At 64.0% G+C, this 21,330-nt stretch carries 18 protein-coding genes, 1 tRNA gene and 1 pseudogene; 9 read left to right on the forward strand and 11 right to left on the reverse strand.

The features are described from left to right. The first annotated feature begins 275 nt into the window (after window positions 1-275). Both PVV54_RS17685 and PVV54_RS17690 read left to right on the forward strand, forming a co-directional pair. Window positions 276-1,172: a sensor histidine kinase gene (locus PVV54_RS17685; protein WP_274906503.1), complete on the forward strand. Its 897-nt coding sequence runs from the start codon at window positions 276-278 to the stop codon at window positions 1,170-1,172. Continuing rightward, on the forward strand, window positions 1,162-1,821 hold the full coding sequence (locus tag PVV54_RS17690; protein ID WP_274906504.1) for a response regulator: 660 nt from the start codon (window positions 1,162-1,164) through the stop codon (window positions 1,819-1,821). Before PVV54_RS17685 ends, PVV54_RS17690 begins: the two co-directional genes overlap by 11 nt. On the opposite strand, the gene yegS is transcribed toward PVV54_RS17690, so the two are convergent. After that, on the reverse strand, window positions 1,805-2,692 hold the full coding sequence (gene yegS / locus PVV54_RS17695) for a lipid kinase YegS (protein WP_274906505.1): 888 nt from the start codon (window positions 2,690-2,692) through the stop codon (window positions 1,805-1,807). The genes PVV54_RS17690 and yegS overlap by 17 nt on opposite strands. A gap of 221 nt (window positions 2,693-2,913) precedes the next feature. On the opposite strand from yegS, the gene PVV54_RS17700 reads away from it, so the two are divergent. Then, entirely contained in the window at window positions 2,914-4,161 is a 1,248-nt protein-coding gene (locus PVV54_RS17700; RefSeq protein WP_274906506.1) for a glycosyltransferase family 4 protein, read from the forward strand. Here the strand turns inward: PVV54_RS17700 and PVV54_RS17705 are convergent. Further along, on the reverse strand, window positions 4,150-5,337 hold the full coding sequence (locus PVV54_RS17705; RefSeq protein WP_274910456.1) for a molybdopterin molybdotransferase MoeA: 1,188 nt from the start codon (window positions 5,335-5,337) through the stop codon (window positions 4,150-4,152). The two genes, PVV54_RS17700 and PVV54_RS17705, sit on opposite strands and share 12 nt — an antisense overlap. A 22-nt stretch (window positions 5,338-5,359) precedes the next feature. Next, the gene (moaB, locus tag PVV54_RS17710; RefSeq protein WP_274906507.1) at window positions 5,360-5,899 is read right to left on the reverse strand and encodes a molybdenum cofactor biosynthesis protein B; all 540 of its coding nucleotides are present in this window, start codon (window positions 5,897-5,899) and stop codon (window positions 5,360-5,362) included. A 166-nt stretch (window positions 5,900-6,065) separates the two neighbouring features. Between moaB and PVV54_RS17715 the strand changes: the two genes are divergently transcribed. Continuing rightward, complete coding sequence (locus PVV54_RS17715; RefSeq protein ID WP_110631211.1) at window positions 6,066-6,287, forward strand: YgdI/YgdR family lipoprotein; 222 nt, start codon at window positions 6,066-6,068, stop codon at window positions 6,285-6,287. A gap of 79 nt (window positions 6,288-6,366) precedes the next feature. Next, a tRNA-Pro gene (locus PVV54_RS17720) sits at window positions 6,367-6,443 on the forward strand. A 154-nt stretch (window positions 6,444-6,597) separates the two neighbouring features. On the opposite strand, the gene mqo is transcribed toward PVV54_RS17720, so the two are convergent. From mqo to PVV54_RS17735, 4 genes and pseudogenes are all read right to left on the reverse strand, one after another. Then, window positions 6,598-8,178: a malate dehydrogenase (quinone) gene (gene mqo, locus PVV54_RS17725; protein WP_274906508.1), complete on the reverse strand. Its 1,581-nt coding sequence runs from the start codon at window positions 8,176-8,178 to the stop codon at window positions 6,598-6,600. 160 nt (window positions 8,179-8,338) lie between these two features. After that, on the reverse strand, window positions 8,339-9,106 hold the full coding sequence (locus PVV54_RS26625) for a methyl-accepting chemotaxis protein (RefSeq protein ID WP_446731471.1): 768 nt from the start codon (window positions 9,104-9,106) through the stop codon (window positions 8,339-8,341). Window positions 9,107-9,271: 165 nt separating this feature from the next. Further along, a pseudogene (locus PVV54_RS26630) lies at window positions 9,272-10,021 on the reverse strand (methyl-accepting chemotaxis protein); the annotation flags it as partial. Window positions 10,022-10,095: 74 nt separating this feature from the next. Then, window positions 10,096-11,871 carry an ABC transporter transmembrane domain-containing protein gene (locus PVV54_RS17735; RefSeq protein WP_274906510.1) on the reverse strand — a complete coding sequence of 592 codons (1,776 nt, stop codon included), beginning with the start codon at window positions 11,869-11,871 and terminating at the stop codon, window positions 10,096-10,098. A 165-nt stretch (window positions 11,872-12,036) separates the two neighbouring features. Here PVV54_RS17735 and PVV54_RS17740 point away from each other — a divergent pair, with 165 nt between their 5' ends. Then, window positions 12,037-12,201, forward strand: coding sequence for a PA1571 family protein (locus PVV54_RS17740; protein ID WP_274906511.1), 165 nt, complete (start codon window positions 12,037-12,039; stop codon window positions 12,199-12,201). Window positions 12,202-12,286: 85 nt separating this feature from the next. Here the strand turns inward: PVV54_RS17740 and pdxB are convergent, their stop codons facing one another. From pdxB to rlmM, 3 genes are all read right to left on the reverse strand, one after another. Next, window positions 12,287-13,429 carry a 4-phosphoerythronate dehydrogenase PdxB gene (pdxB, locus tag PVV54_RS17745; protein WP_274906512.1) on the reverse strand — a complete coding sequence of 381 codons (1,143 nt, stop codon included), beginning with the start codon at window positions 13,427-13,429 and terminating at the stop codon, window positions 12,287-12,289. 60 nt (window positions 13,430-13,489) lie between these two features. After that, window positions 13,490-13,732 (reverse strand): sulfurtransferase TusA, encoded by a 243-nt coding sequence (tusA, locus tag PVV54_RS17750; protein ID WP_027919534.1) that lies wholly within the window; start codon window positions 13,730-13,732, stop codon window positions 13,490-13,492. A gap of 75 nt (window positions 13,733-13,807) precedes the next feature. After that, window positions 13,808-14,872 (reverse strand): 23S rRNA (cytidine(2498)-2'-O)-methyltransferase RlmM, encoded by a 1,065-nt coding sequence (gene rlmM, locus PVV54_RS17755; protein ID WP_274906513.1) that lies wholly within the window; start codon window positions 14,870-14,872, stop codon window positions 13,808-13,810. A 223-nt stretch (window positions 14,873-15,095) separates the two neighbouring features. Here rlmM and acnA point away from each other — a divergent pair, with 223 nt between their 5' ends. From acnA to PVV54_RS17770, 3 genes are all read left to right on the forward strand, one after another. Continuing rightward, window positions 15,096-17,837 (forward strand): aconitate hydratase AcnA, encoded by a 2,742-nt coding sequence (gene acnA / locus PVV54_RS17760; protein ID WP_274906514.1) that lies wholly within the window; start codon window positions 15,096-15,098, stop codon window positions 17,835-17,837. Between the two features lie 677 nt (window positions 17,838-18,514). Then, window positions 18,515-18,736 (forward strand): hypothetical protein, encoded by a 222-nt coding sequence (locus PVV54_RS17765; protein ID WP_274906515.1) that lies wholly within the window; start codon window positions 18,515-18,517, stop codon window positions 18,734-18,736. Then, on the forward strand, window positions 18,729-20,294 hold the full coding sequence (locus PVV54_RS17770) for a methyl-accepting chemotaxis protein (protein ID WP_274906516.1): 1,566 nt from the start codon (window positions 18,729-18,731) through the stop codon (window positions 20,292-20,294). Before PVV54_RS17765 ends, PVV54_RS17770 begins: the two co-directional genes overlap by 8 nt. A 143-nt stretch (window positions 20,295-20,437) precedes the next feature. Here the strand turns inward: PVV54_RS17770 and PVV54_RS17775 are convergent, their stop codons facing one another. Next, entirely contained in the window at window positions 20,438-21,322 is an 885-nt protein-coding gene (locus PVV54_RS17775; protein WP_274906517.1) for a pseudouridine synthase, read from the reverse strand. Between the last annotated feature and the right edge of the window lie 8 nt (window positions 21,323-21,330).

Consider the following 21,330-nt stretch of genomic DNA (forward strand, 5'->3'; position numbering starts at 1 on the left):
GGCACTCTCATGTATTTGCAAGTTCAGGCATCAGACTCTTTTCAAGCGAAACGCTAGTTGAACTTGCAAAACCGTGCGCACGCACTTATTGACATCATTTGGCCATCTAACAAGTTCATCAATTGGCGCTGACCGGCCCGCAAATCCCGAGGTTTCAAAGCATTACGCAGCCGCGACCAACCTGGCCCGAAGTGTTAACATGCGCACCCACCGCCAATGCCTCGGCAAGATGTTTCAAGGCCTCCATCAGCAAGACGTCAGTGGCTCCCCAATCTATGCTCCCACCCTCGAATAGTTCCTTGCGCCGTTGTTCCCGCGCCACAATGTTGCGCTGGGCGACCGCACTGCTGTGCGTGGTGTCGCTGGTGGCCAACCTGCTGCTTTGTGTGGGTAGCCTGGCCATGCCCGCCAGCCTGCTGGTACTGCAAGTGCTGGCCATGCTGGGTGTGGCCTGGCACCTGAGGCTAGGCGCCCGCTCCATCAGCCTGCGCCCGGCGGAGTTGGCCGACCGTATGCTCAAGGTACAGGAAGGCGAGCGTCAGCACCTGAGCCGTGAACTGCACGACGACATCGGCCAATTGCTCACCGCCGCCAAGCTGCAGCTGGAATGGCTGCAACGGCGCATGCCGGGCGAATTGCAGGCACACTGCAGCACGCTGCGCGCCACGCTTGAGGACTCCCTCGGCAAGGTCCGGGATGTCTCGGCACTGCTCAACCCACGGCAACTGGCGAGCCTGGGCCTGGAAGCCAGCCTGCGCGCCCACCTGGTACGCACCCTGGCCAACAGCGAAGTGCACTGGAGCCTGGAATGCCACCAGCGCCTGGGGGGCATTTCCGAAGAAGTGGCCATGGCCGCCTTTCGCATCACGCAAGAAGCCGTCACCAACATGCTGCGCCATGCCCAGGCGCGCAACCTGACCATCCGCCTGCAGCGCAGCCCTGCCGGCCTCGCCCTGTCAATCCACGATGACGGGCTTGGTTTCATCCCGGCCAGCAACCCGGCCGAAGCCGGCCAACGCGGCATGGCAGGCATGCAGGAACGTGCCACCGCGCTCAACGGCAACCTCGACATCACCAGCCAGCTCGGCCTGGGCACGCGCATCGAAGTGCTCTTCCCGTGGCCACCCCGTACCCATGAACGCGCCAGGACGCCCGCCTCCGATGACCTGTAGACTGCTGCTGGTAGACGATCACGCGCTGATCCGTGCCGGGGTGCGTGCCTTGGTGTCCGACATTCCCGGTTACTGCGTGGTCGGCGAAGCCGATGATGGCGACCAACTGCTCCAGCAGGCGCAGCACCTCGCCCCCGAAATCGTCCTGCTGGACATCTCGATGCGCTCCACCAGCGGCCTGGACGCCCTCACCCAGCTGCGCGCCGCCGGCCACACCTGCAAGGTGCTGATCCTGTCCATGCACACCGACCCGGACCTGATCATGCGCGCCCTCGAAAGCGGCGCCCACGGCTACCTGCTCAAAGACGCCACGGCCACCGAGCTGGAGCAGGCGCTCACGGCACTGCGCGCCGGTGAACGCTACCTCAGCCCGGCCATCGCCCACACCGTGATCAACCAGGCACTGATGCGCGCCCATGGCGGCAAACAGGCCAGCACCGACCGCCACAACCTGACCGCCAGGCAGCTGGAAATCCTGCGCCTGATCGTGCGCGGCAAGGCCACCCGCGAGATCGCCACCGGGCTGGGCCTGTCGGTCAAGACCGTGGAAACCCATCGTTCGCAGATCATGAAGCGCCTGCATATCTACGACGTCGCCGGCCTCGTGCTGTACGCCGTCCGCGAAAAAATCATCAGCCTGGACGACTGAGCAACGGCGAATCCACCGGCAAATGCACTTGCAGCGCTGCCGGGCTGGCTTCGAAACGCCAGCTGTCGGCCTGCAAAGGCTCGCCGTCGAGGTTGATGTCCAGGCCTTGGGAGCATTTGATTTCCACCCAGGGCAAGCGCGCCCGCACGAACAGGCCTTCCCCGGCCAGCAGCTCGCGCAAGGCGCCGACGATTTCCTGCGGGGCGGGCAGGATGGCGATATCGAGCAAGCCATCATCTGCCATGGCATCCGGGCACAATACCTGGCCACCACCGGCCTGCCGGCCATTGCCGATACCCAGCGCCAGCAGCTGGCCCTGCCAGTGGAAGTCCGGCCCTTTGAGTTCGACCGAGGCGGCCTGCAACTCGCTGAACCGGGACAACCCGGTAAACAGATAGGCGGCGGCCCCCAGCACTTTCTTCAAATCTTCGGATGTGCTGGCCGTAACCTGGCTGCCAAAGCCCCCCGTGGCCATGTTCAGGAACAACTGATCGCCCACCCGCCCAAGGTCGATTGGCCTTGGCGGCTGCTCCAGCAATGCCAGCGCCCCGGCCGGCTCCAGCGGCACGCCGGCAGCCTTGGCAAAGTCATTGGCCGTACCCAATGGCAGCAGCGCCAGGCTGGCCTTGCCGCCTGCAAGCCCCATGGCTTCAGCCACGTCACGCAGGGTGCCATCGCCGCCACCAGCCACAATGTGGCTATAGCCCGCGGCCAGCGCTTCATTCACCAGGCGCTGTGCGTCGCCCGCTTCCCAGGTAACCCGCACATCCAGCGCCCAGCCACGCTCGCGCATGGCCTTCACCGCCTCACGCACGTCTTCGTTCATTGCCTGCTTGCCATGCAGGATCACTATTGCCTTGCGCTGTTGCATCGCGCCTCTCCCTGAAGACGGTCCGGTCCTGATCTCGACCACACACTTAAGCAGAATGCTGCATGGTTGACGCAAAAACCTGGGAGCGTTCCATCGGCTGGCTGGGCGAAGGGCTGATCGTGGGCTTTACTGATAGCAATGGACGCGTCCCGGCTCCAGCTTCGGCTGAGCGCCTTCGGACGCGTTTTTTTTGCTCGCAGGCTTAGCGAGGTTCCCGGCCCATGCGCATACTCTGGACGCTGCCCTACCTGCCCTGGCCCACCACCAGTGGCTGCAAGACCCGGCAATACCACCTGTTGCGCGCCATGGCGCAACACGGCCACCGGATCACCTTGCTGGTGCAGTCCAAGATCCCGCTCAGCGATGCCACCCGTGAAGCCCTGGAGCCTTTGGTCGAACGCCTGATCGTGCTGCCCCGGCGCGCGCTGCACAGCCCGCTCAACCTGCTGGCCTCGCCGATCATCGATTACCCCATGCGCGCCATCATCAACGGCCTTGCCCCGTGCCTGCGGCACCGCTTCGAGCAACTGCTGGACGAACCCTGGGACGTCATCCAGATCGAACACAGCTACAGCTTCCAACCGTTCGAGAAAGCCCTGCAAGCCCGCGGCCTGCCCTACATGCTGAGTGAGCACAACCTGGAATCGGTGATGGGCGCCGCCAGCCATGACCGCCTGCCCCTGTGGCTGCGCCCGCTCAACGCCTTCGACCGTTGGCGCTACCGCCGTTGGGAGCAGCGCGTGTTGCGCCAACCCAGCGAAGTGGTGGCGGTGAGCGCGCACGATGCCGAACTGATCAGCCAGATCTGCGGGCGCCCGGTAAACGTTGTGGTCAATGGTGTGGATTGCGATTACTTCCAGCACGTGACCCCGGCGTTGCATAGCCAGCGCCTGCTGTTTGTCGGCAACTTCGAGTACGGCTCCAACCTGGAGGCCATCGAGTGGGCGCTGGAAGAGATCCTGCCACAAGTGTGGATGAGCAACCCCGCAGTCCGCCTGGCCATTGCCGGGCATGCCATGCCGGCCAGCTGGAAGCTGCACTGGAACGACCCGCGCATCGAATGGTTCGGTTACCGCCCGGACCTGCGCGAACTGCAACGGCGCTCGGCGCTGTTTTTTGCGCCCCTGCGTTATGCCGGCGGCTCCAAGGTGAAAATCCTCGAGGCCATGGCGGCAGGGTTGCCGGTAATCACCACCGACAAAGGCGTTTCAGGCCTTGCGGTTAACAAGGGTGAACATTACCTGGGCGGTGACGACGCCGACCAGTTGGCGCTGTCGATCACCCAGTTGCTCAACCAACCCTGGCGCATGTGCCAGATGAGCGAAGCCGCCCGCCTGTTCGCCCGGCAACGCCACGACTGGAGCGTGGCGGCCCAGCAACTGGAAAACGTGCACATGCGCCTGACCCAGTCGGCGCCGCAGGCCACGGCGCCGCTAGGTGCCAGCTGGCTGGGGCGTTCAGCCAAGTAGCTCGCTCAGGGGGATGAACGGCACGCTGTCACCGGGCTTTGGCGTACTGCCTTCACGCACTTCCACCAACCCCTCGGCCCACGCCGCACTGCGCAGCACACCGGAGCTCTGGTTCTTGTAGATGCGCACCTGGCCATCTTCAATCCGTGCGCGCAAGTATTCGCGCCGGGTGCCGGCCTTGGGCCAGTCGAAACCTGCCGGCACGTCGAAGCGCAGCGGTGTAACCTGTTGCACCCCTTGGCGGCGCAGCAGGTAGGGCCGTGTAAGCAGGCCGAATGTCACCAGCGTGGAGGCCGGGTTACCCGGCAAGCCGATTACCGGCACGCCCTGGTAGTGCCCGAAGGTCAGCGGCTTGCCAGGTTTGATCGCCAGCTTCCACAAGGCCAGCTCGCCCGCCTCACGCAGCGCTGCCCCCAGGTAGTCAGCCTCGCCCACCGATACCCCGCCCGTGGACAGGATCAGGTCGACATCGCCCAGGCTGGCCAGGCACTCACGCGTACGCGCCAGGTCATCGGGGAGAATGCCCATGTCCCGCACTTCGCAGCCCAGCCGTTGCAACCAGCTGACCAACAGGCGCCGATTGCTGTTGTAGATCTGCCCCGGGCCCAGCGGCAAGCCTGGCTCGACCAGTTCGTCGCCGGTAGACAGCACCGCGACGCGCACCCGGCGCACCACCTGCAGCTCGCCGTGGCCAAGGGTGGCCGCCAAGCCCAGCTCAATAGGACCAAGGCGGGTGCCGGCCGTCATTACCTGCTCGCCCTTGCGGGTTTCCTGGCCTTGTGGGCGCACGTTCTGGTCCAGTGCCAGTGGCTCGAGGAAGCGTACGCGGCCGTCTTCGAGCACTTCGGTGTTTTCCTGCATTTCGACGCAGTCGGCACCGGCCGGCAGCGGCGCACCGGTGAAGATGCGGGCACAAGTGCCCGGCTGCAGCGGCTCGGGGGCGTGGCCTGCAAAGATGCGCTGGCTCACCGGCAGTGGCTCGCCCACGCAGTCGGCCAGGCGCACGGCATAGCCGTCCATGGCGCTGTTGGGCCAAGGCGGCAGGTCAAGCGAAGCTATCAGGTCGACGGCCAGCACGCGGCCCTCGGCATCTCCCAATGCGACGGTTTCCGTTTCACGGATGGGCGCGGCTTCTGCAAGGCCCAACAAACGTTCGAGGGCTTCTTCCACCGGCATCAGCGGCCGGGCCTGGGGCGCCTCAACCACGGCTTTCACACGCAGCGACCGGTTTGAGGTTTGCCACGAAATTGCACGGGCGGTGGCGGGCATCCAGTTGTTCGGCAAGGATGCCGTCCCAGCCGGTGCGCACGGCGTTGGTCGAACCCGGCAGGCAGCATACCAGCGTGCCGTTGGCCAACCCGGCCAAGGCGCGGGACTGTATGGTGGACGTGCCGATATCGGCCACGGAAATCTGCCGGAACAGCTCGCCAAAACCTTCCACTTGCTTGTCCAGCAAGCAGGCAACCGCTTCGGGGGTGCTGTCGCGGCCGGTGAAGCCGGTGCCGCCGGTAATCAGCACCACCTGCACGCTGTCGTCGGCGATCCACGTGGCAACCTGGGCGCGGATCTTGTACAGGTCGTCCTTGAGCAGCACGCGGGCTGCCAGCTGGTGGCCTGCCGCGGTGAGGCGGTCGACGAACATCTGGCCGGAGGAATCGGTGTCGAAGGTACGGGTGTCGCTGACGGTCAGCACGGCGATGTTCAGCGCCACGAACGGGGTATCTGCCTTGGCTTTCATGTAGGTACGTCGCAAGGTAAGTGGATGCCCGCATTTATATCACAGGGCACCCACGCCCGACCCAGGTCAATGCCTGATCACAAAGGCTATGCTGCATTGTGAAAGGAACTTGCGCGAACGCGCTGCGTCATACAGACATCTAGCACCATCGCATTGGAGAACCACGATGATTCAACGGACCCTTCCCGCCTTCCTGCTTGCCCTGGGCCTGGGCGCCCTCGCCGGCTGCGCCTCGCCGACCGTGATCACTTTGAACGACGGCCGAGAGATCCAGGCGGTGGATACTCCGTCCTATGACGAAGACTCCGGCTTCTACGAATTCGAGCAACTTGACGGCAAGCGCACCCGCCTGAACAAGGACCAGATTCGTACCGTCAAAGAGCTCTGAAAGGTGCGTGTTTGAGCAGAAGCTTGTTTAACAACAAGGGCTTGCGCTCGAAAATGCTATGCAGTAGGATTTCGTTCATCGGAGTGTAGCGCAGCCAGGTAGCGCGTCTCGTTCGGGACGAGAAGGCCGCAGGTTCGAATCCTGTCTCTCCGACCAAAATCCTGATCAAAAAGCCCGCCAATGTGCGGGCTTTTTGTTTTGCACCATGGCACCGGCTTCGCCGGTGATCGCGGATAAATCCGCTCCTACAGGAGTAATTCTGTAGGAGCGGATTTATCCGCGATGCAGCCGACACGGTGCATGGCTTGTTTCAGTTAACGCCAGCCACCTCAGCCTGTACCGGCACATACAACAACTGCAAACGCTCGCTGCTCCATTCGCGGGTACGGTTGGTCAGCTCAAGGTTGTTGTTCAGCTTCTGGCCATAGGTCGGCACGATTTCCTTCAGCTTGGCCTGCCACTCGGGCGACTTCACCTTGTCCTTGAAGGTCTTTTCCAGCACGGTCAGCATGATCGGCGCGGCGGTCGAGGCCCCCGGGGATGCGCCAAGCAATGCCGCGATGCTGCCATCCTGGGCGGCCACCACTTCAGTACCAAACTGCAGCACGCCACCGAGTACCGGGTCTTTCTTGATCACCTGAACGCGCTGGCCGGCCTGCAGCAGTTTCCAGTCTTCGTTCTTGGCATTCGGGAAGTACTCGCGCAAAGCATTCATGCGGTCATCGAAACTGAGCATCAACTGGCCCATCAGGTAGGTGCTGAGGTCGATGTTGTCGATGCCGGCGTTGACCATCGGCAGCACGTTATGGCTGTTCAGCGAGGCGAACATGTCCAGCAACGAGCCGTGCTTGAGGTACTTGGTGGAGAACGTCGCGAAGGGGCCGAACAGCAGCACTTCCTTGCCATCGATCACGCGGGTATCCAGGTGCGGTACCGACATGGGCGGCGCACCGACCGAGGCTTTACCGTACAGCTTGGCCTTGTGGCGGGCGACGATGTCCGGGTTGTCGGTCATCAGGAACTGGCCACCCACCGGGAAGCCGGCATAGCCCTCGGCTTCGGGGATGCCCGACTTTTGCAGCAGCTTGAGTGCGCCGCCACCGGCGCCGATGAACACGAACCTGGCGTTGACGCTTTGCTCCTTGCTGCCGTCGGCCAGGTTGGCCACCACGACCTTCCAGGTGCCGTCGTCGTTGCGCACGATGTCGCGCACCTCATGCTCAAGGTGCAGCTTTACGTTCGGGTTGCGGGTCATCGAGGCGAACAGCTGGCGGGTGATTTCGCCAAAGTTCACGTCGGTGCCAATGGCCATGCGCGTGGCGGCCACCTTCTGCTGCGGGTCACGGCCTTCCATCACCAGCGGCACCCACTGGCGGATCTGCTCGTGGTCTTCGGTGATTTCCATGCCACGGAACAGCGAGCTGTGCTGCAAAGCGGCCACGCGCTTGTGCAGGAAGGCGATGTTTTCGTCACCCCACACAAAGCTCATGTGCGGCACGTTGTTGATGAACGACCTAGGGTTGCTCAGCACGCCCTGCTCGACCTGGTAGGCCCAGAACTGCTTGGAGATCTCGAACTGCTCGTTCACGCCAACGGCCTTGCTGATGTCGATGCTGCCGTCCTTGCCTTCGCTGGTGTAGTTCAGCTCGCAGAAGGCCGAGTGGCCGGTGCCGGCGTTGTTCCAGGCATTGGAGCTTTCTTCGGCGACCTGGTCCATGCGCTCGTAGACGTCGACTTTCCAGTCCGGTTGCAATTCGGTGAGGTAGGTGCCAAGGCTGGCACTCATGATGCCGCCGCCGATCAGCAGCACGTCGACGGTTTTTTCCGGCTCGCCGGGCTTGGAGCAGCCGATGACGCTCAGGCAGAGGAGCGCCAGCAGGATTTTCTTCATGGGGTAGATCCAGTTGTTGTGTACGCGCGGCGCTATAGCAGGGAGTGTGCCAACCGGATCGGGGCCTTGATTCATGGGGTGAGGCGGTATGACGCATGGCGACAATCCGCCACAGGCAGCAGCGGATTGGCGTGCGGGTGGCGGAATTCCCCCTCAGGTTTTACGCCGTCAAGCGCGACGTCACCTCCCCCAATTGCCCCGACAACCCGTGCAACCGCTGCCCGGCCTGCTCGGTGTGCTGCACCGCTTCCTGGTTGGCGGTGGCGATGCGGGTGATTTCGATCAGGTTGCGCGAGATGTCTTCGGCCACGCTGGTCTGCTCTTCGGCGGCGGTGGCGATCTGGCGGTTCATGTCGCGGATCGCTTCCACTGCCGTGGTGATGCGCTGCAGCATCTGCCCGGCCTGCTGCACCTGCTCGGCGCCCTCCTCGCTGCGTTGCTGGCCGCTTTCGATGGCCTTTACCGCCTCGACCGCGCCAGACTGCACCGCCTCGATGATCTGGTGGATCTCGGCAATCGATGCCGCCGTGCGTTGAGCCAGGCTGCGCACCTCGTCCGCCACCACCGCAAAACCGCGCCCGGCTTCGCCCGCACGGGCCGCTTCGATGGCCGCGTTGAGCGCCAGCAGGTTGGTTTGCTCGGCAATGCCGCGGATCACTTCCAGCACCTTGCCAATGCGTGAGCTGTCGTTTTCCAGGTGGCGGATCACGGTGGCCGTGCCGGCGATTTCACGGTTGACCACGCCAATGATGTCGATGGTCTGCTGCATCACCTGCTCACCGGCCTGGGCGCTATGGTCGGCATCGTCAGCGGCGCGGGCGGCTTGCGCGGCATGGCGGGCCACCTCCTGGGCGGTGGCGGACATTTCATGCATGGCGGTGGCCACCTGGTCGGTACGCTGGAACTGGTCCTGGGTACCGCGGGCCATGCCGCTGGCAATGCTGCGCAGCTGGCCGCTGGCGCCTTCCAGTTCCTGGGCGTTGCCCTTGAGGCGGCCAACGGTTTCGGCAAGGAAGTCGCGCAGGGTGTTGGCGGCATGGGCGAGGCGGCCCAGTTCATCCTCGCGGTGGCTGTCGACCCGGGCGGCGAAACGGCCCTGGCTCAGTTGCGCCACGTAGTCGATCAACTGGCGGATCGGCTCGATCAGGCTGCGGTTGATCAGCCACAGGCTCAGCAGGCCCACCAGCAACGCCGAACCCAGCATCACCAGCACGCCCAACCATACCGTGCGCTCGGCGTTACCGTTGATGTGGGCCGCACGCGCTCGGGCATCGGTGCGCAACTGCTCAACCAATGCGCTCATCTGCTCGCTGGCGGCGCGGTCGACGCCCTTGACGGCGGCATCGCCAGCAACCGGGTCACCCCCTGCTGCCACAAACGCCTGGCGGCCCTGTTCATAGGCAACGCCCAACTGGCGGTGGCTGTCGCGCAGTTGCTGCAGCGGCGCCTTGAGCGGGCCGTCACTGCTGTCGATCAACTGCCCAAGCAGCTGCTGAACCTGCTGCTCGCGCGCCTGAAACTGCTGCCAGTACTTGTCCAGCTCGGCCGGCTGGCGGCCGCGCAGCAGCACGTTCTTCCACTCCTGCACCTGCACTTTGAACTGCAGGTTGGCTTCATCGATCAGCTGCGATGCCCGTAGCGGCCCATCGACCAGTTCGGCGTAACCGCGCACGCTGGAAGACAGGAACTGGAAGCACACCAGGGCGATCAGCAGCATCGCCGCCAGGCTGCCGCCGAGCAGGGAGAGAATTTGCACTCTGAGGGATTTACGCAGCATGGCGGGTCTCGCGAACAGGAAGGAAAAAGGCAATGCACCGTTCGCAGGCCAAAAAAAAGCTGCCATCGAGCAATGGCAGCCAGGTCGAGCACTTACGCAACAGTTGAGGCAGATACTCTCAGGCAATTGCTACAGATATGTTACAGATGAGAGACATCCTGGCCCGTGGTGAACTGCAACTGCGCCAGGCGGGCATACAACGGGCTGGCCTCGATCAGCTGCTGGTGAGTGCCAACCGCCACCAGGTGGCCCTTGTCGATCACCGCAATGCGGTCGGCATGCTGCACGGTGGCCAGGCGGTGGGCGATAACCAAGGTAGTGCGGCCTGCCATCAGGCTGGGCAATGCCTGCTGGATCAGGTGCTCGCTTTGCGCGTCCAGGGCGCTGGTGGCTTCGTCGAGCAGCAATATCGGTGCATCCACCAGCAACGCCCGGGCGATCGCCAGCCGTTGCCGTTGCCCGCCGGACAGGCCGACGCCCCCTTCACCCAGCAGCGTCTGGTAACCCTCGGGCAACTGGCGGATGAATTCGTCGGCATACGCCCCGCGTGCCGCCGCCTCGACCTCGGCAAAGGTGGCGTCTGGCCGGCCATAACGGATGTTGGCCTCGACCGTGCCCCGAAACAGCGACGGGTTTTGCGCCACCAGGGCGAACTGGCGGCGCAGGTCGTGCAGCGCCAGCGTGGTAATGGGTTTGCCATCAAGCAGAATGCGGCCCTGCTGGGGGTCGTAGAAGCGCAGCAACAGGTCGAACAGGGTCGATTTGCCAGCCCCCGACGGCCCCACCAGCGCCACAGTCTGGCCGGGCTCGATGGTCAGGCTCAAATGGTCGATCGCAGCAATGGATGGCCGTGACGGGTAGGCAAATGCCACCTGCTGCAACTCAATCCGCCCACTTGCCCGCTGCAAGTCCGCCGCCAGGTCGGGGCCAAGAATTGCACTGCGTGCCGCCAACAGTTCGGCAATGCGCTCTGCCGCCCCCGCCGCACGCTGCAGCTCGCCGATCACTTCGCTGAGGGTACCGAACGCGCTGCCCACGATCAGGCTGTAGAACACGAATGCAGCCAGTTCGCCGGCCGAGATACGCCCGGCGATCACGTCCATGCCGCCCACCCACAGCATCACCCCTACTGCGCCCAGCACCAGCACGATCACCAGGGTGATCAGCCAGGCGCGTTGGGCGATGCGCCGCCGCGCGACGGCGAACGCGGCTTCCACGGTATCGGCAAACAGTTCGCGATCGCGGGCCTCGTGGTTGTACGCCTGCACGGTCTTGATCTGCCCCAGGGTTTCGGCCACGTAACTGCCCACGTCCGCCACCCGGTCCTGGCTCTGGCGGGACAGGCTGCGTACGCGCCGGCCAAACAGCAGGATGGGGGCCAGCACCAGCGGCAAGGCCACGACAACGATACTGGTGAGCTTGGGGTTGGTGATGAATAGCAGCACCACGCCACCGAGCACCATCAGCGCATTGCGCAAGAACATCGACAGCGACGAGCCGATGACCGACTGCAGCAAGGTAGTGTCGGCGGTCAGCCGGGACTGGATCTCCGAGCTGCGGTTGTCCTCGAAAAACCCGGGGTGCAGGCTGACAAGGTGGTCGAACACGGCACGGCGGATGTCGGCCACGCAGCGCTCGCCAATCCACGAGACCAGGTAGAAACGGCTGAACGTGCCAACCGCCAGGGCCAGCACCAGCACCAGAAACAAGCCGATGGTCTGGTTGAGCTGGTGCGCGGAGCCGGTCATGAAGCCTTGGTCCACCAGCAGGCGAATGCCCTGCCCCATGGACAAGGTGATACCAGCGGTTACCACCAGCGCCAGTAATGCCAGCAGGGCCTGGCGGCGGTAAGGGCGGACGAACTGCCAGCCCAGGCGCAGGGCACGGCGTTGGCGGGGAGATACGGGTTCGGGCATGGCGGTTACCACAGCGTCAGGAACGGGAAGACTACCACCCATCCCGACAGGGCGCGGCTATAGCCCATCGTTCTAACAGGGCTGTAGCGGTTTTTCGTGCTTTCTGTTGGACTGTGGGTGCAGCACAGGTTTATCTGGAAATTGGACCTGACGAGGAGACACGACATGAGTCTGCAACACGGCAGCGATACCCAGAAGAAGAACGAGAGCAAACCTTGTGGTTCGGTCATTGATGCCCAAGGCCGCGAGGTGCCGATTACCGATGCGATGATCAAAAAGGCCTGCGAGGATCTGGAAAAGAGCCGGGTCCGTAAGGTGCGCAAGGGCTGAGGGCCCCATCGCGGCTGAAGCCGCTCCTACAGGTTTGCACAGGCCTGTAGGAGCGGCTTTAGCCGCGATGAAGCATGGCACGATTTCAGGCCAGCACTGCCCCCAGCGCACTCACCAACTGCCCCAACTGCGGCGCCTCGCCCCGCACCCGTACAGCCAACCCTTCAATCTCCCGCCGTGGCGGGTATTGCTTGCGCAACTGGTCGAACGCCGCCCGCTGTTCGGCCACGTCTTCACTCAGGCTACGGCGGAAATCGGCATCATCCCGGCGCGGGTCATACACGGCACGGCAAATAGCCGCCAGTGCCCAGGCCGGGTCGGCGCTTTCATCCAGTTCAAGCTGGGCCAGTGGCGGGCGGGGCAGCAGGTCGGCAAGCTGCACGCGCTCATCCTGCCCCAGGAAGCGGCACAAGGCCTGGTAGATCTGCGCCGTGCCGCGCTGCCGGCCGTCAAGGCTGTAGCCGGCGATATGCGGTGTGGCCAGGGTGCACAGGTCGGCCAGTGCCAGGTCCACCTGCGGCTCGCCTTCCCACACATCAAGCACGGCATGCACGTCTTCACGGTCCAGCAGCAATTCACGCAGGGCGGCGTTGTCCACCACCGGCCCGCGGCTGGCGTTGATCAACCAGGCGCCGGGGCGCAGGCGTGCCAGTTGCCGCTCACCCAGCAGGTGCCAGGTGGGGTGTTCACCCGCGCGCTCCAGCGGGGTGTGCAGGCTGATCACGTCGCACTGCTCCAGCACCGTATCGAGGCTGACGAAGTCGCCGCCTTCCCGGGCCTGGCGCAGTGGGTCACAGACCAGCACCTTCCAGCCCAACCCATGCAGCACACGCACCAGGCGGCCACCCACTTCGCCCGCGCCCACCACACCGTAGGTGCGCTGCGCCAGCGCCACGCCGTCCAGGTCGGCCAGGGTCAGCAGGCTGCCCAGCACGTAGTCGACCACGCCACGGGCATTGCAACCCGGTGCGCTGCTCCACTGGATGCCGGCTTCGGCGAACCAGGCCAGGTCCAGGTGGTCGGTGCCGATGGTGCAGGTGCCGACAAAGCGCACCTTGCTGCCTTCAAGCAATTGCCGGTCGACCTTGGTCACCGAACGCACCAGCAGCACGTCGGCGTCTTTGACACTGGCGGCGTCGAGGCTGCGGCCGGGGTAGCGGCGGATCTCGCCAAAGCCTTCGAAGAAGGCATCGAGCAGCGGGATATTCTCGTCGGCAACTATCAGCATGGCGCTCTCCTGTCAGGGGAACGCAGTGTAGGCGCTACGCCGCGCGTGTTCCAGCGCGGTTCAGTCGGCTTTCTTGCGGATCCAGTACAGGTAGGTGCCCGCCTCTTCCTGCTGTTGCAGCAGTTCGTGGCCCAGGAAGTTGCAGAACTTGGGGATGTCGCGACGGGTTGACGGGTCGGTGGCGATCACCTTGAGCAGGCCACCGGCAGCCAGGTTGCGCACGTGCTGGTGCAGCATCATGACCGGCTCGGGGCAGTTCAGGCCGGTGGCATCGAGGATGGCGTCAGGGGTGAAATCAGTCATGGGGCGCTCCGGAAATGATGGCTATTGTGGCGCAGAAGGCAGTGCTGACCAAGGGGGCCACAAAGCCCCCGTACCTCAACGCGGCTTCATGTCCAGCCGCCGCAGATGGCACGTCACCTCTTCACGGTCGTGGTACAGCTGCTTGCAGGCAATCGACACCTTGACCTTGCGTGCCTTGAACGTCGCGTCCATCCGGTCCAGCAACTTGCGCACTTCGGCATAGCGCTGCTTCATCGGCAGCTTCAGGTTGACCACCGCCTCGCGGCAAAGGCCCTCGCCCAGCCAGGTCTCGATCAACGAGGTGGTGCGCGCAGGCTTTTCGACGATGTCGCACACCATCCAGTCCACCGGGTGCTTCGGCTGCCAGGTGAAGCCGTCGGCCATGAGGTGTTGCACCAGGCCCGTTTCCATCAGGCTTTCAGCCATGGGGCCGTTGTCGATGGCCGTGACCAGCATGCCCCGGCGCACCAGCTGGTACGTCCAGCCGCCCGGCGAGGCGCCCAGGTCGACACCGGTCATGTCACCGTCCAGGCGCTGCGGCCACTGCTCACGCGGGATGAACTGGTGCCAGGCCTCTTCCAGCTTGAGGGTCGAGCGGCTCGGCGCTTCACGCGGGAATTTCAGGCGCGGAATGCCCATTGGCCACAACGCACTGTTGTTGGCCCCGGCCAGCCCCACGAACACCCGCCGGCCACTGATGAAGGTGAGCAGCAAACGCGGTTTGCCGGCATCCTCGACCAGGCGGCCCGCCTTCTCCAGGGCCTTGCGCAGTGGCACTTCGAACTTGCGGCAGAACGTCGACAGCTCTTTGCCTTCGTTGCTGTCCAGTACCTCCAGCCACAGGCTGCCGAACACCGGCTGACCGGCCAGTTGCTCAAGCAGCACGCTGATGCGGTCGCTTTCCGGCAGTTCGATGTACGCGCCTCGTGCCCACTGGCGCGGGAAGATCAATTGCGCAAAGCGCAGTTCGGCCATCAGCCGTTCGGCCCCTTCGGCCTCGGCGCAGACAAACTCGGCACAGGCGCTCTGCGCCTTGCCCTTGGCATAGCCGGCAACCCCCAGACGGGCCGCGTGTTCGCTGATTTCTGCGCACACCTCACCCTCGAAACCGGGCCGGCAATGCATCAACAGGGTATTCATCACTCACTCCACTACGGCGGGCGCGCTCAACGCGCCGGCAGGCCGGGGATGATAAAGGAAGTTCGGAACCTGCGACATGCCCCGCCGGTCCAGAAAAGGGTCAGGGGTGCCAAAGCGGGCTAACCTGACCTTTCAGCCAGGTCCGTGCCGTGCGGGCCGAAACAGAGCGGTGACACCGGCAAGCTCCAGCCAATGCCGGGCACCGGCGCATAAGGAGTTGGCAATGCCCTCGCTCGATAGCCTGAACACCCTCAAGGCCCTCAAAGTGGCCGACCAGACCTACCACTACTTCAGCCTCGCCGAAGCTGCCCGGCAGCTTGGCGACCTGCAACGCCTGCCCATGTCGCTCAAGGTGCTGCTGGAGAACCTGCTGCGCTGGGAAGACGGGGCAACCGTCACTGGGGATGATCTGCGCGCCCTGGCCGCCTGGCAGCAGGAGCGCCGTTCCGACCGGGAAATCCAGTACCGCCCGGCACGGGTACTGATGCAGGATTTCACCGGTGTGCCGGCGGTGGTCGACCTGGCCGCCATGCGCGCGGCCATGGCCAAGGCCGGTGGCGACCCGCAGCGCATCAACCCGCTGTCGCCGGTAGACCTGGTGATCGACCACTCGGTGATGGTCGACCGCTACGCCACACCTGAAGCCTTCACCCAGAACGTCGACATCGAGATGCAGCGCAATGGCGAGCGCTATGCGTTCCTGCGCTGGGGCCAGAGTGCGTTCGACAACTTCCGCGTGGTGCCGCCGGGCACCGGCATCTGCCACCAGGTGAACCTGGAATACCTTGGGCGTACGGTATGGACTCGTGAGGAAGATGGCCGTACCTATGCGTTCCCCGACACGCTGGTGGGCACCGACTCGCACACCACCATGATCAATGGCCTCGGCGTACTGGGCTGGGGCGTGGGCGGCATCGAGGCGGAGGCAGCCATGCTGGGCCAGCCGGTGTCGATGCTGATCCCGGAGGTAATCGGCTTCAAGCTCACCGGCAAGCTGCGCGAAGGCATCACCGCCACCGACCTGGTGCTGACCGTGACCCAGATGCTGCGCAAGAAGGGCGTGGTGGGCAAGTTCGTCGAGTTTTATGGTGACGGCCTGGCCGACCTGCCCTTGGCCGACCGCGCCACCCTGGCCAACATGGCCCCGGAATATGGCGCCACCTGCGGGTTCTTCCCGGTCGACGAAGTAACGCTCGACTACCTGCGCTTGTCTGGCCGGCCCGAACAGAGCGTGCAACTGGTCGAAGCCTATTGCAAGCAGCAGGGCCTGTGGCGCCTGGCTGGCCAGGAGCCGCTGTTCAGCGACACGCTGGCGTTGGACATGCACGACGTCGAAGCCAGCCTGGCCGGGCCGAAGCGCCCCCAGGACCGGGTTGCCCTGGGCCAGGTGAGCCAGGCATTTGACCAGTTCATCGAACTGCAGCCCAAACCCCTGGCCAAGGACGTTGGCCGCCTGGAAAGCGAAGGCGGTGGCGGCGTGGCGGTAGGCAATGCCGACCAGGCCGGTCAGATCGATTACAGCTTCAACGGGCAAACCCATACCCTGCGCGATGGCGCCGTGGTGATCGCGGCAATCACCTCATGCACCAACACCTCCAACCCCAGCGTGATGATGGCGGCCGGGCTGGTGGCCAAAAAGGCACTGGAAAAAGGCCTGCAACGCAAGCCCTGGGTCAAGAGTTCGCTGGCGCCCGGCTCCAAGGTGGTTACCGACTATTACAAGGCCGCCGGGCTTACGCCTTATCTCGATGAGTTGGGCTTTGACCTGGTCGGCTATGGCTGCACCACCTGCATCGGCAACTCCGGCCCGCTGGACGAGGCCATCGAAAAAGCCATTGGCAGCGCCGACCTCACGGTGGCCTCGGTGTTGTCGGGCAACCGTAACTTCGAAGGCCGCGTGCACCCGCTGGTGAAAACCAACTGGCTGGCGTCACCGCCACTGGTGGTGGCCTACGCGCTGGCGGGCAGCGTACGTGTGGACCTGACCTGCGATGCGCTGGGCACTGGCAAGGACGGGCAGCCGGTGTACCTGCGCGACATCTGGCCCAGCCAGCAGGAAATCGCCGAAGCCGTGGCCAAGGTCGACACCGCCATGTTCCACAAGGAGTACGCCGAGGTGTTTGCCGGTGACGCGCAATGGCAGGCGATTGAAGTGCCGCAAGCGGCTACCTATGTGTGGCAGGACGACTCCACCTACATTCAGCACCCGCCCTTCTTCGAGGCTATCGGCGGGCCGCTGCCCGAGATCACGGACATTCACAACGCGCGCATCCTTGCCCTGCTCGGCGATTCGGTGACCACCGACCACATTTCGCCGGCTGGCAACATCAAGGCCGACAGCCCGGCGGGCCGGTATTTGCGTGACAAGGGCGTGGAGCCGCGGGACTTCAACTCTTACGGTTCGCGGCGTGGCAACCATGAGGTGATGATGCGTGGCACGTTTGCGAACATTCGCATCCGCAACGAAATGCTTGGGGGCGAGGAAGGTGGCAATACCCTTTACGTGCCCAGCGACGAAAAACTGTCGATCTATGACGCGGCCATGCGCTACCAGGCCGAAGGTACACCGCTGGTGGTGATCGCCGGGCAGGAATATGGCACGGGTTCGAGCCGTGACTGGGCGGCCAAGGGGACAAATCTGCTGGGCGTGAAAGCGGTATTGGCAGAGAGTTTCGAGCGTATTCACCGGTCCAACCTGGTGGGCATGGGCGTGCTGCCGTTGCAGTTCACGGCTGGGCAGGATCGCAAGCAGCTGGGGCTGACGGGCAAGGAGCAGATTGACCTGACGGGGCTTGAGGGGGTGGCGATCAAGCCCGGCATGAGCCTTACGCTGGGTATTACCCGTGAAGATGGGCAACAGCAGCAGATCGAGGTGTTGTGCCGGATCGACACGCTCAATGAAGTGGAGTACTTCAAGGCGGGGGGGATTTTGCACTATGTGTTGCGGCAGATGATTCAGCACTAGGCAAAGTGCTGCGTTCAAGCCTTCTGAACCCGAGCAGTTTGCAGTTTGCTTTTTGCTTTTGCTTTTGCTTTTGCTTTTGCTTCTAAGCGCGCGGTAGTTCAGGCGCCGCGGACGGCGACTTCAGGAGGCCGAACGCAGGCGTCTGGAGGGCCAGGGTGCGCAGCACCCCTTCGGCGTTAGCCGAAGGCGCGAGATGTAGGTTTGCGCAGCAAACCGTAGGCCGCGCGGGCCCGGAGGGCGCCGGAGTGAGGGGACCCCGGAGCGCAGCGCAGGGGCCGGATGATGGGAGCCAGCGTTTTTTGGTTACTTTTTGTCGCGTTTGACAAAAAGTGACCCGCCGTAAGGGCGGAAAGGTGACTTCGCGTCGCCATCGCCAATGAATGCTAACGGTGTTGTCAAAACAACTGCTCTGGCTCTTAAGCTTTGGCTGGCTGCTGGCTGCTGGCTGCTTCGAGACCGCGTCAATCCTCAGCTGCTGTGATGGCGCACACTCACCTTTCCGCCCTTACGGCGGGTTACTTTTTGACTGGGCAAAAAGTAACCAAAAACCCCGGCTCCCATCATCCGGCCCCTACGCTACGCTCCGGGGTCCCCTCACTCCGGCGCCCTCCGGGCCCGCGCGGCCTACGGTTTGCTGCGCAAACCTACATCTCGCGCCTTCGGCTGACGCCGAAGGGGTGCTGCGCACCCTGGCCCTCCAGACGCCTGCGTTCGGCCTCCTGAAGTCGCAATCTGCGTCGCCTGAACTATCGCGCGCTGAAAAGCAAAAGCAAAAGCAGGAGCAGGAGCAGGAGCAGGAGCAGGAGCAGGAACTTGCCGGGTTAAATAAACATTCAATAAAAATCCCGCCCAGCCGATACTGGTCCAAAGCCTTGCGGATTACATCAGCCCATGCGTAACAACCAGCCGATAACTCAAAGGGAACGGACTTTCCCAGCCCAACAACGGTTGATCTCCACCACCAGTACCAAAGGGGTGATCACCTATTGCAACGATGCATTTGTCGAGATCAGCGGTTTCTCACGCGATGAGCTGATCGGCGCGCCCCATAACCTCGTGCGCCACCCCGACGTGCCCCCCGCGGTGTTCAACCACATGTGGCAAACCCTAAAACAGGGCCTGCCATGGATGGGCATCGTCAAGAACCGCTGCAAGTCCGGCGACCACTACTGGGTCAACGCCTACGTCACCCCGATTTTCGACAACGACCAGGTTACCGGCTACGAGTCGGTACGGGTCAAACCCACCGCCGAACAGATCCGCCGCGCCGAAGCCCTGTACCAACGCCTCAATCAGGGCAAGCCCGCAGTCCCGCGCCGCGATACCTGGCTGCCCGTGCTGCAGGACTGGCTGCCGTTCATCCTGGTCAGCCAGGTCGGCTTCGTCATCGGCAGTTCGCTCGGCCACTCCTGGGGCTTCGCCCTGGCCGCCGGCCTCTCGGTGCCCCTGGGCCTGCTCGGCCTGAGCTGGCAGCAACGGGGCCTCAAGCGCCTGCTGCGCCTGGCCGAACAGACAACGTCCGACCCGCTGATCGCACAGATGTACACCGACAGCCGTGGCGTGCAAGCGCGCCTGGAAATGGCCATGCTCAGCCAGGACGCACGCATGAAAACCTGCCTGACCCGCCTGCAGGACAGCGCCGAACACCTCAGCGACCAGGCTCGCCAGTCCGATGCCCTGGCCCACAAGAGTTCTTCGGGCCTGGAGCGCCAGCGCGTCGAAACCGAACAGGTGGCCGCTGCTGTAAACCAGATGGCCGCCACCACCCAGGAAGTGGCCAACCACGTTCAACGCACCGCTGACGCCACCCAGGAAGCCAACCGCCTGACCAGCGAAGGCCGGCAGATCGCCGGGGAAACCCGCGATGCCATTGCGCGCTTGTCGACGGCCGTCGGCGAGACCGGCGCCACCGTGACCCAGCTGGCCAAGGACAGCGACGAAATCGGTGGCGTGGTCGACGTGATCAAAGGCATTGCCGACCAGACCAACCTGCTGGCACTGAACGCCGCCATCGAAGCCGCCCGCGCCGGCGAAATGGGCCGTGGCTTTGCCGTGGTGGCGGATGAAGTGCGCCAGCTGGCCCAGCGTACCGCCGAATCCACCGGGCAAATTCACGGGCTGATTGCCAAGCTGCAGCAAACCGCCAACAACGCCGTGCAAACCATGGAAACCGGCCACCGCCAGGCGCAGGAAGGCGTCGAGCGGGTGATGCAGGCCGACCAGGCGCTGGTGGGGATCAGCGAGGCGGTAGCCAACATCACCGACATGGCCACCCAGATTGCCGCCGCGACCGAAGAGCAAACCGCCGTGGCCGACGAAATCAGCCGCAACATCAGCACCATCGCCGAGCTGGCCGACCAGACCAGCGAACAGGCGCAGCATTCGGCGCTGCTCAGCGAAGAGCTGGCGAGTACGGCAGGGAGCCAGTATTCGTTGGTGGAGCGGTTCAACCGCTAAGTTTCAAGCCAAGAAGACCGGTGTAGGAGCGGATTCACCGAGACGTCGGACCGCCGCGAAGCAGGCGACGCGGTGGATGGCACCGGCTGCGCCGGTGCTCGCGGCTGAAGCCGCTCCTACAGGGGCGGCGCAAGGCAGGCTTGTTACCAATCCAGAGCCAATCGGCTCTCGAAGTAACGCTCCTCACCCGTCAGCGGGTCGCTGAAACGCAAACTCTGCGCCAGCAATTTCAGCGGCCTCTGGTAATCGTCTTCTTCATTGACCAGCTCGGGGTAGAACGGGTCATTGCAAATTCCCGCTCCCAACGCGGCCATGTGCACCCGTAGCTGGTGGGTCTTGCCGGTCACCGGCGACAAACCGTAACGCCACAGGTCGCCGTTTCGCTCCAGCACCTCTGCCAAGGTTTCACTGTTGCTCTCCCCTTCCACTTCATGCATGCGGAAAAACGGCTCGCCATGCACCAGGCGGCTTTTATGCACCAGCGGGAACGCATGCTGCGGCAGGGCAGCGGCAATAGCTTGGTAACGCTTGTCGATACGCCGCTCGGGGAACAGACGCTGGTAGGCGCTGCGGCTGTGCGGGTTGGCGGAAAACAGCACAAGCCCGGCGGTGTGACGATCGATGCGATGCAGCGGGACCAGGTGGGGGTTATCCAGCCGCCGGATCAACCGACGCAACAGGGTCTGTTCGACGTATTCACCTGTCGGCGTCACCGGCAGAAAATGCGGTTTGTCCGCCACCACCAGATGCTCATCCACATGCACGATGGTTTCTTGCACCGGGATCGGCCGCTCATTGGGCACTTCGCGGAAATAGTGCAGGCGCATACCCCGGCGGTACGGCAGGTCGGCCGCAATGGCCTGCCCGTCAGCTCCCAGCACACGCCCACGGGCAAAACGGTCCAGCCACTGCTCACGGCCAATGGCCTTGAAATGGTCACACAGGCAATCGAGCACCGTGGCCCAGTTGCCAGGGGGCAGGCAGACCGTGCTGGCTTGCTGGCGGGCGGGGTCGAAGGGCGTGATCATGGCGGGGC

The organism is Pseudomonas sp. PSKL.D1 (assembly GCF_028898945.1).
Taxonomy (GTDB): domain Bacteria; phylum Pseudomonadota; class Gammaproteobacteria; order Pseudomonadales; family Pseudomonadaceae; genus Aquipseudomonas.

Coding starts and splice junctions, on each gene's coding strand:
- PVV54_RS17685 (WP_274906503.1), top strand. CDS start 276: ATGCTCCCACCCTCGAATAGTTCCTTGCGCCGTTGTTCCCGCGCCACA.
- PVV54_RS17690 (WP_274906504.1), top strand. CDS start 1,162: ATGACCTGTAGACTGCTGCTGGTAGACGATCACGCGCTGATCCGTGCC.
- yegS (WP_274906505.1), bottom strand. CDS start 2,692: ATGCAACAGCGCAAGGCAATAGTGATCCTGCATGGCAAGCAGGCAATG.
- PVV54_RS17700 (WP_274906506.1), top strand. CDS start 2,914: ATGCGCATACTCTGGACGCTGCCCTACCTGCCCTGGCCCACCACCAGT.
- PVV54_RS17705 (WP_274910456.1), bottom strand. CDS start 5,337: ATGCCGGTGGAAGAAGCCCTCGAACGTTTGTTGGGCCTTGCAGAAGCC.
- moaB (WP_274906507.1), bottom strand. CDS start 5,899: ATGAAAGCCAAGGCAGATACCCCGTTCGTGGCGCTGAACATCGCCGTG.
- PVV54_RS17715 (WP_110631211.1), top strand. CDS start 6,066: ATGATTCAACGGACCCTTCCCGCCTTCCTGCTTGCCCTGGGCCTGGGC.
- mqo (WP_274906508.1), bottom strand. CDS start 8,178: ATGAAGAAAATCCTGCTGGCGCTCCTCTGCCTGAGCGTCATCGGCTGC.
- PVV54_RS26625 (WP_446731471.1), bottom strand. CDS start 9,106: ATGGCCCGCGGTACCCAGGACCAGTTCCAGCGTACCGACCAGGTGGCC.
- PVV54_RS17735 (WP_274906510.1), bottom strand. CDS start 11,871: ATGCCCGAACCCGTATCTCCCCGCCAACGCCGTGCCCTGCGCCTGGGC.
- PVV54_RS17740 (WP_274906511.1), top strand. CDS start 12,037: ATGAGTCTGCAACACGGCAGCGATACCCAGAAGAAGAACGAGAGCAAA.
- pdxB (WP_274906512.1), bottom strand. CDS start 13,429: ATGCTGATAGTTGCCGACGAGAATATCCCGCTGCTCGATGCCTTCTTC.
- tusA (WP_027919534.1), bottom strand. CDS start 13,732: ATGACTGATTTCACCCCTGACGCCATCCTCGATGCCACCGGCCTGAAC.
- rlmM (WP_274906513.1), bottom strand. CDS start 14,872: ATGAATACCCTGTTGATGCATTGCCGGCCCGGTTTCGAGGGTGAGGTG.
- acnA (WP_274906514.1), top strand. CDS start 15,096: ATGCCCTCGCTCGATAGCCTGAACACCCTCAAGGCCCTCAAAGTGGCC.
- PVV54_RS17770 (WP_274906516.1), top strand. CDS start 18,729: ATGCGTAACAACCAGCCGATAACTCAAAGGGAACGGACTTTCCCAGCC.
- PVV54_RS17775 (WP_274906517.1), bottom strand. CDS start 21,322: ATGATCACGCCCTTCGACCCCGCCCGCCAGCAAGCCAGCACGGTCTGC.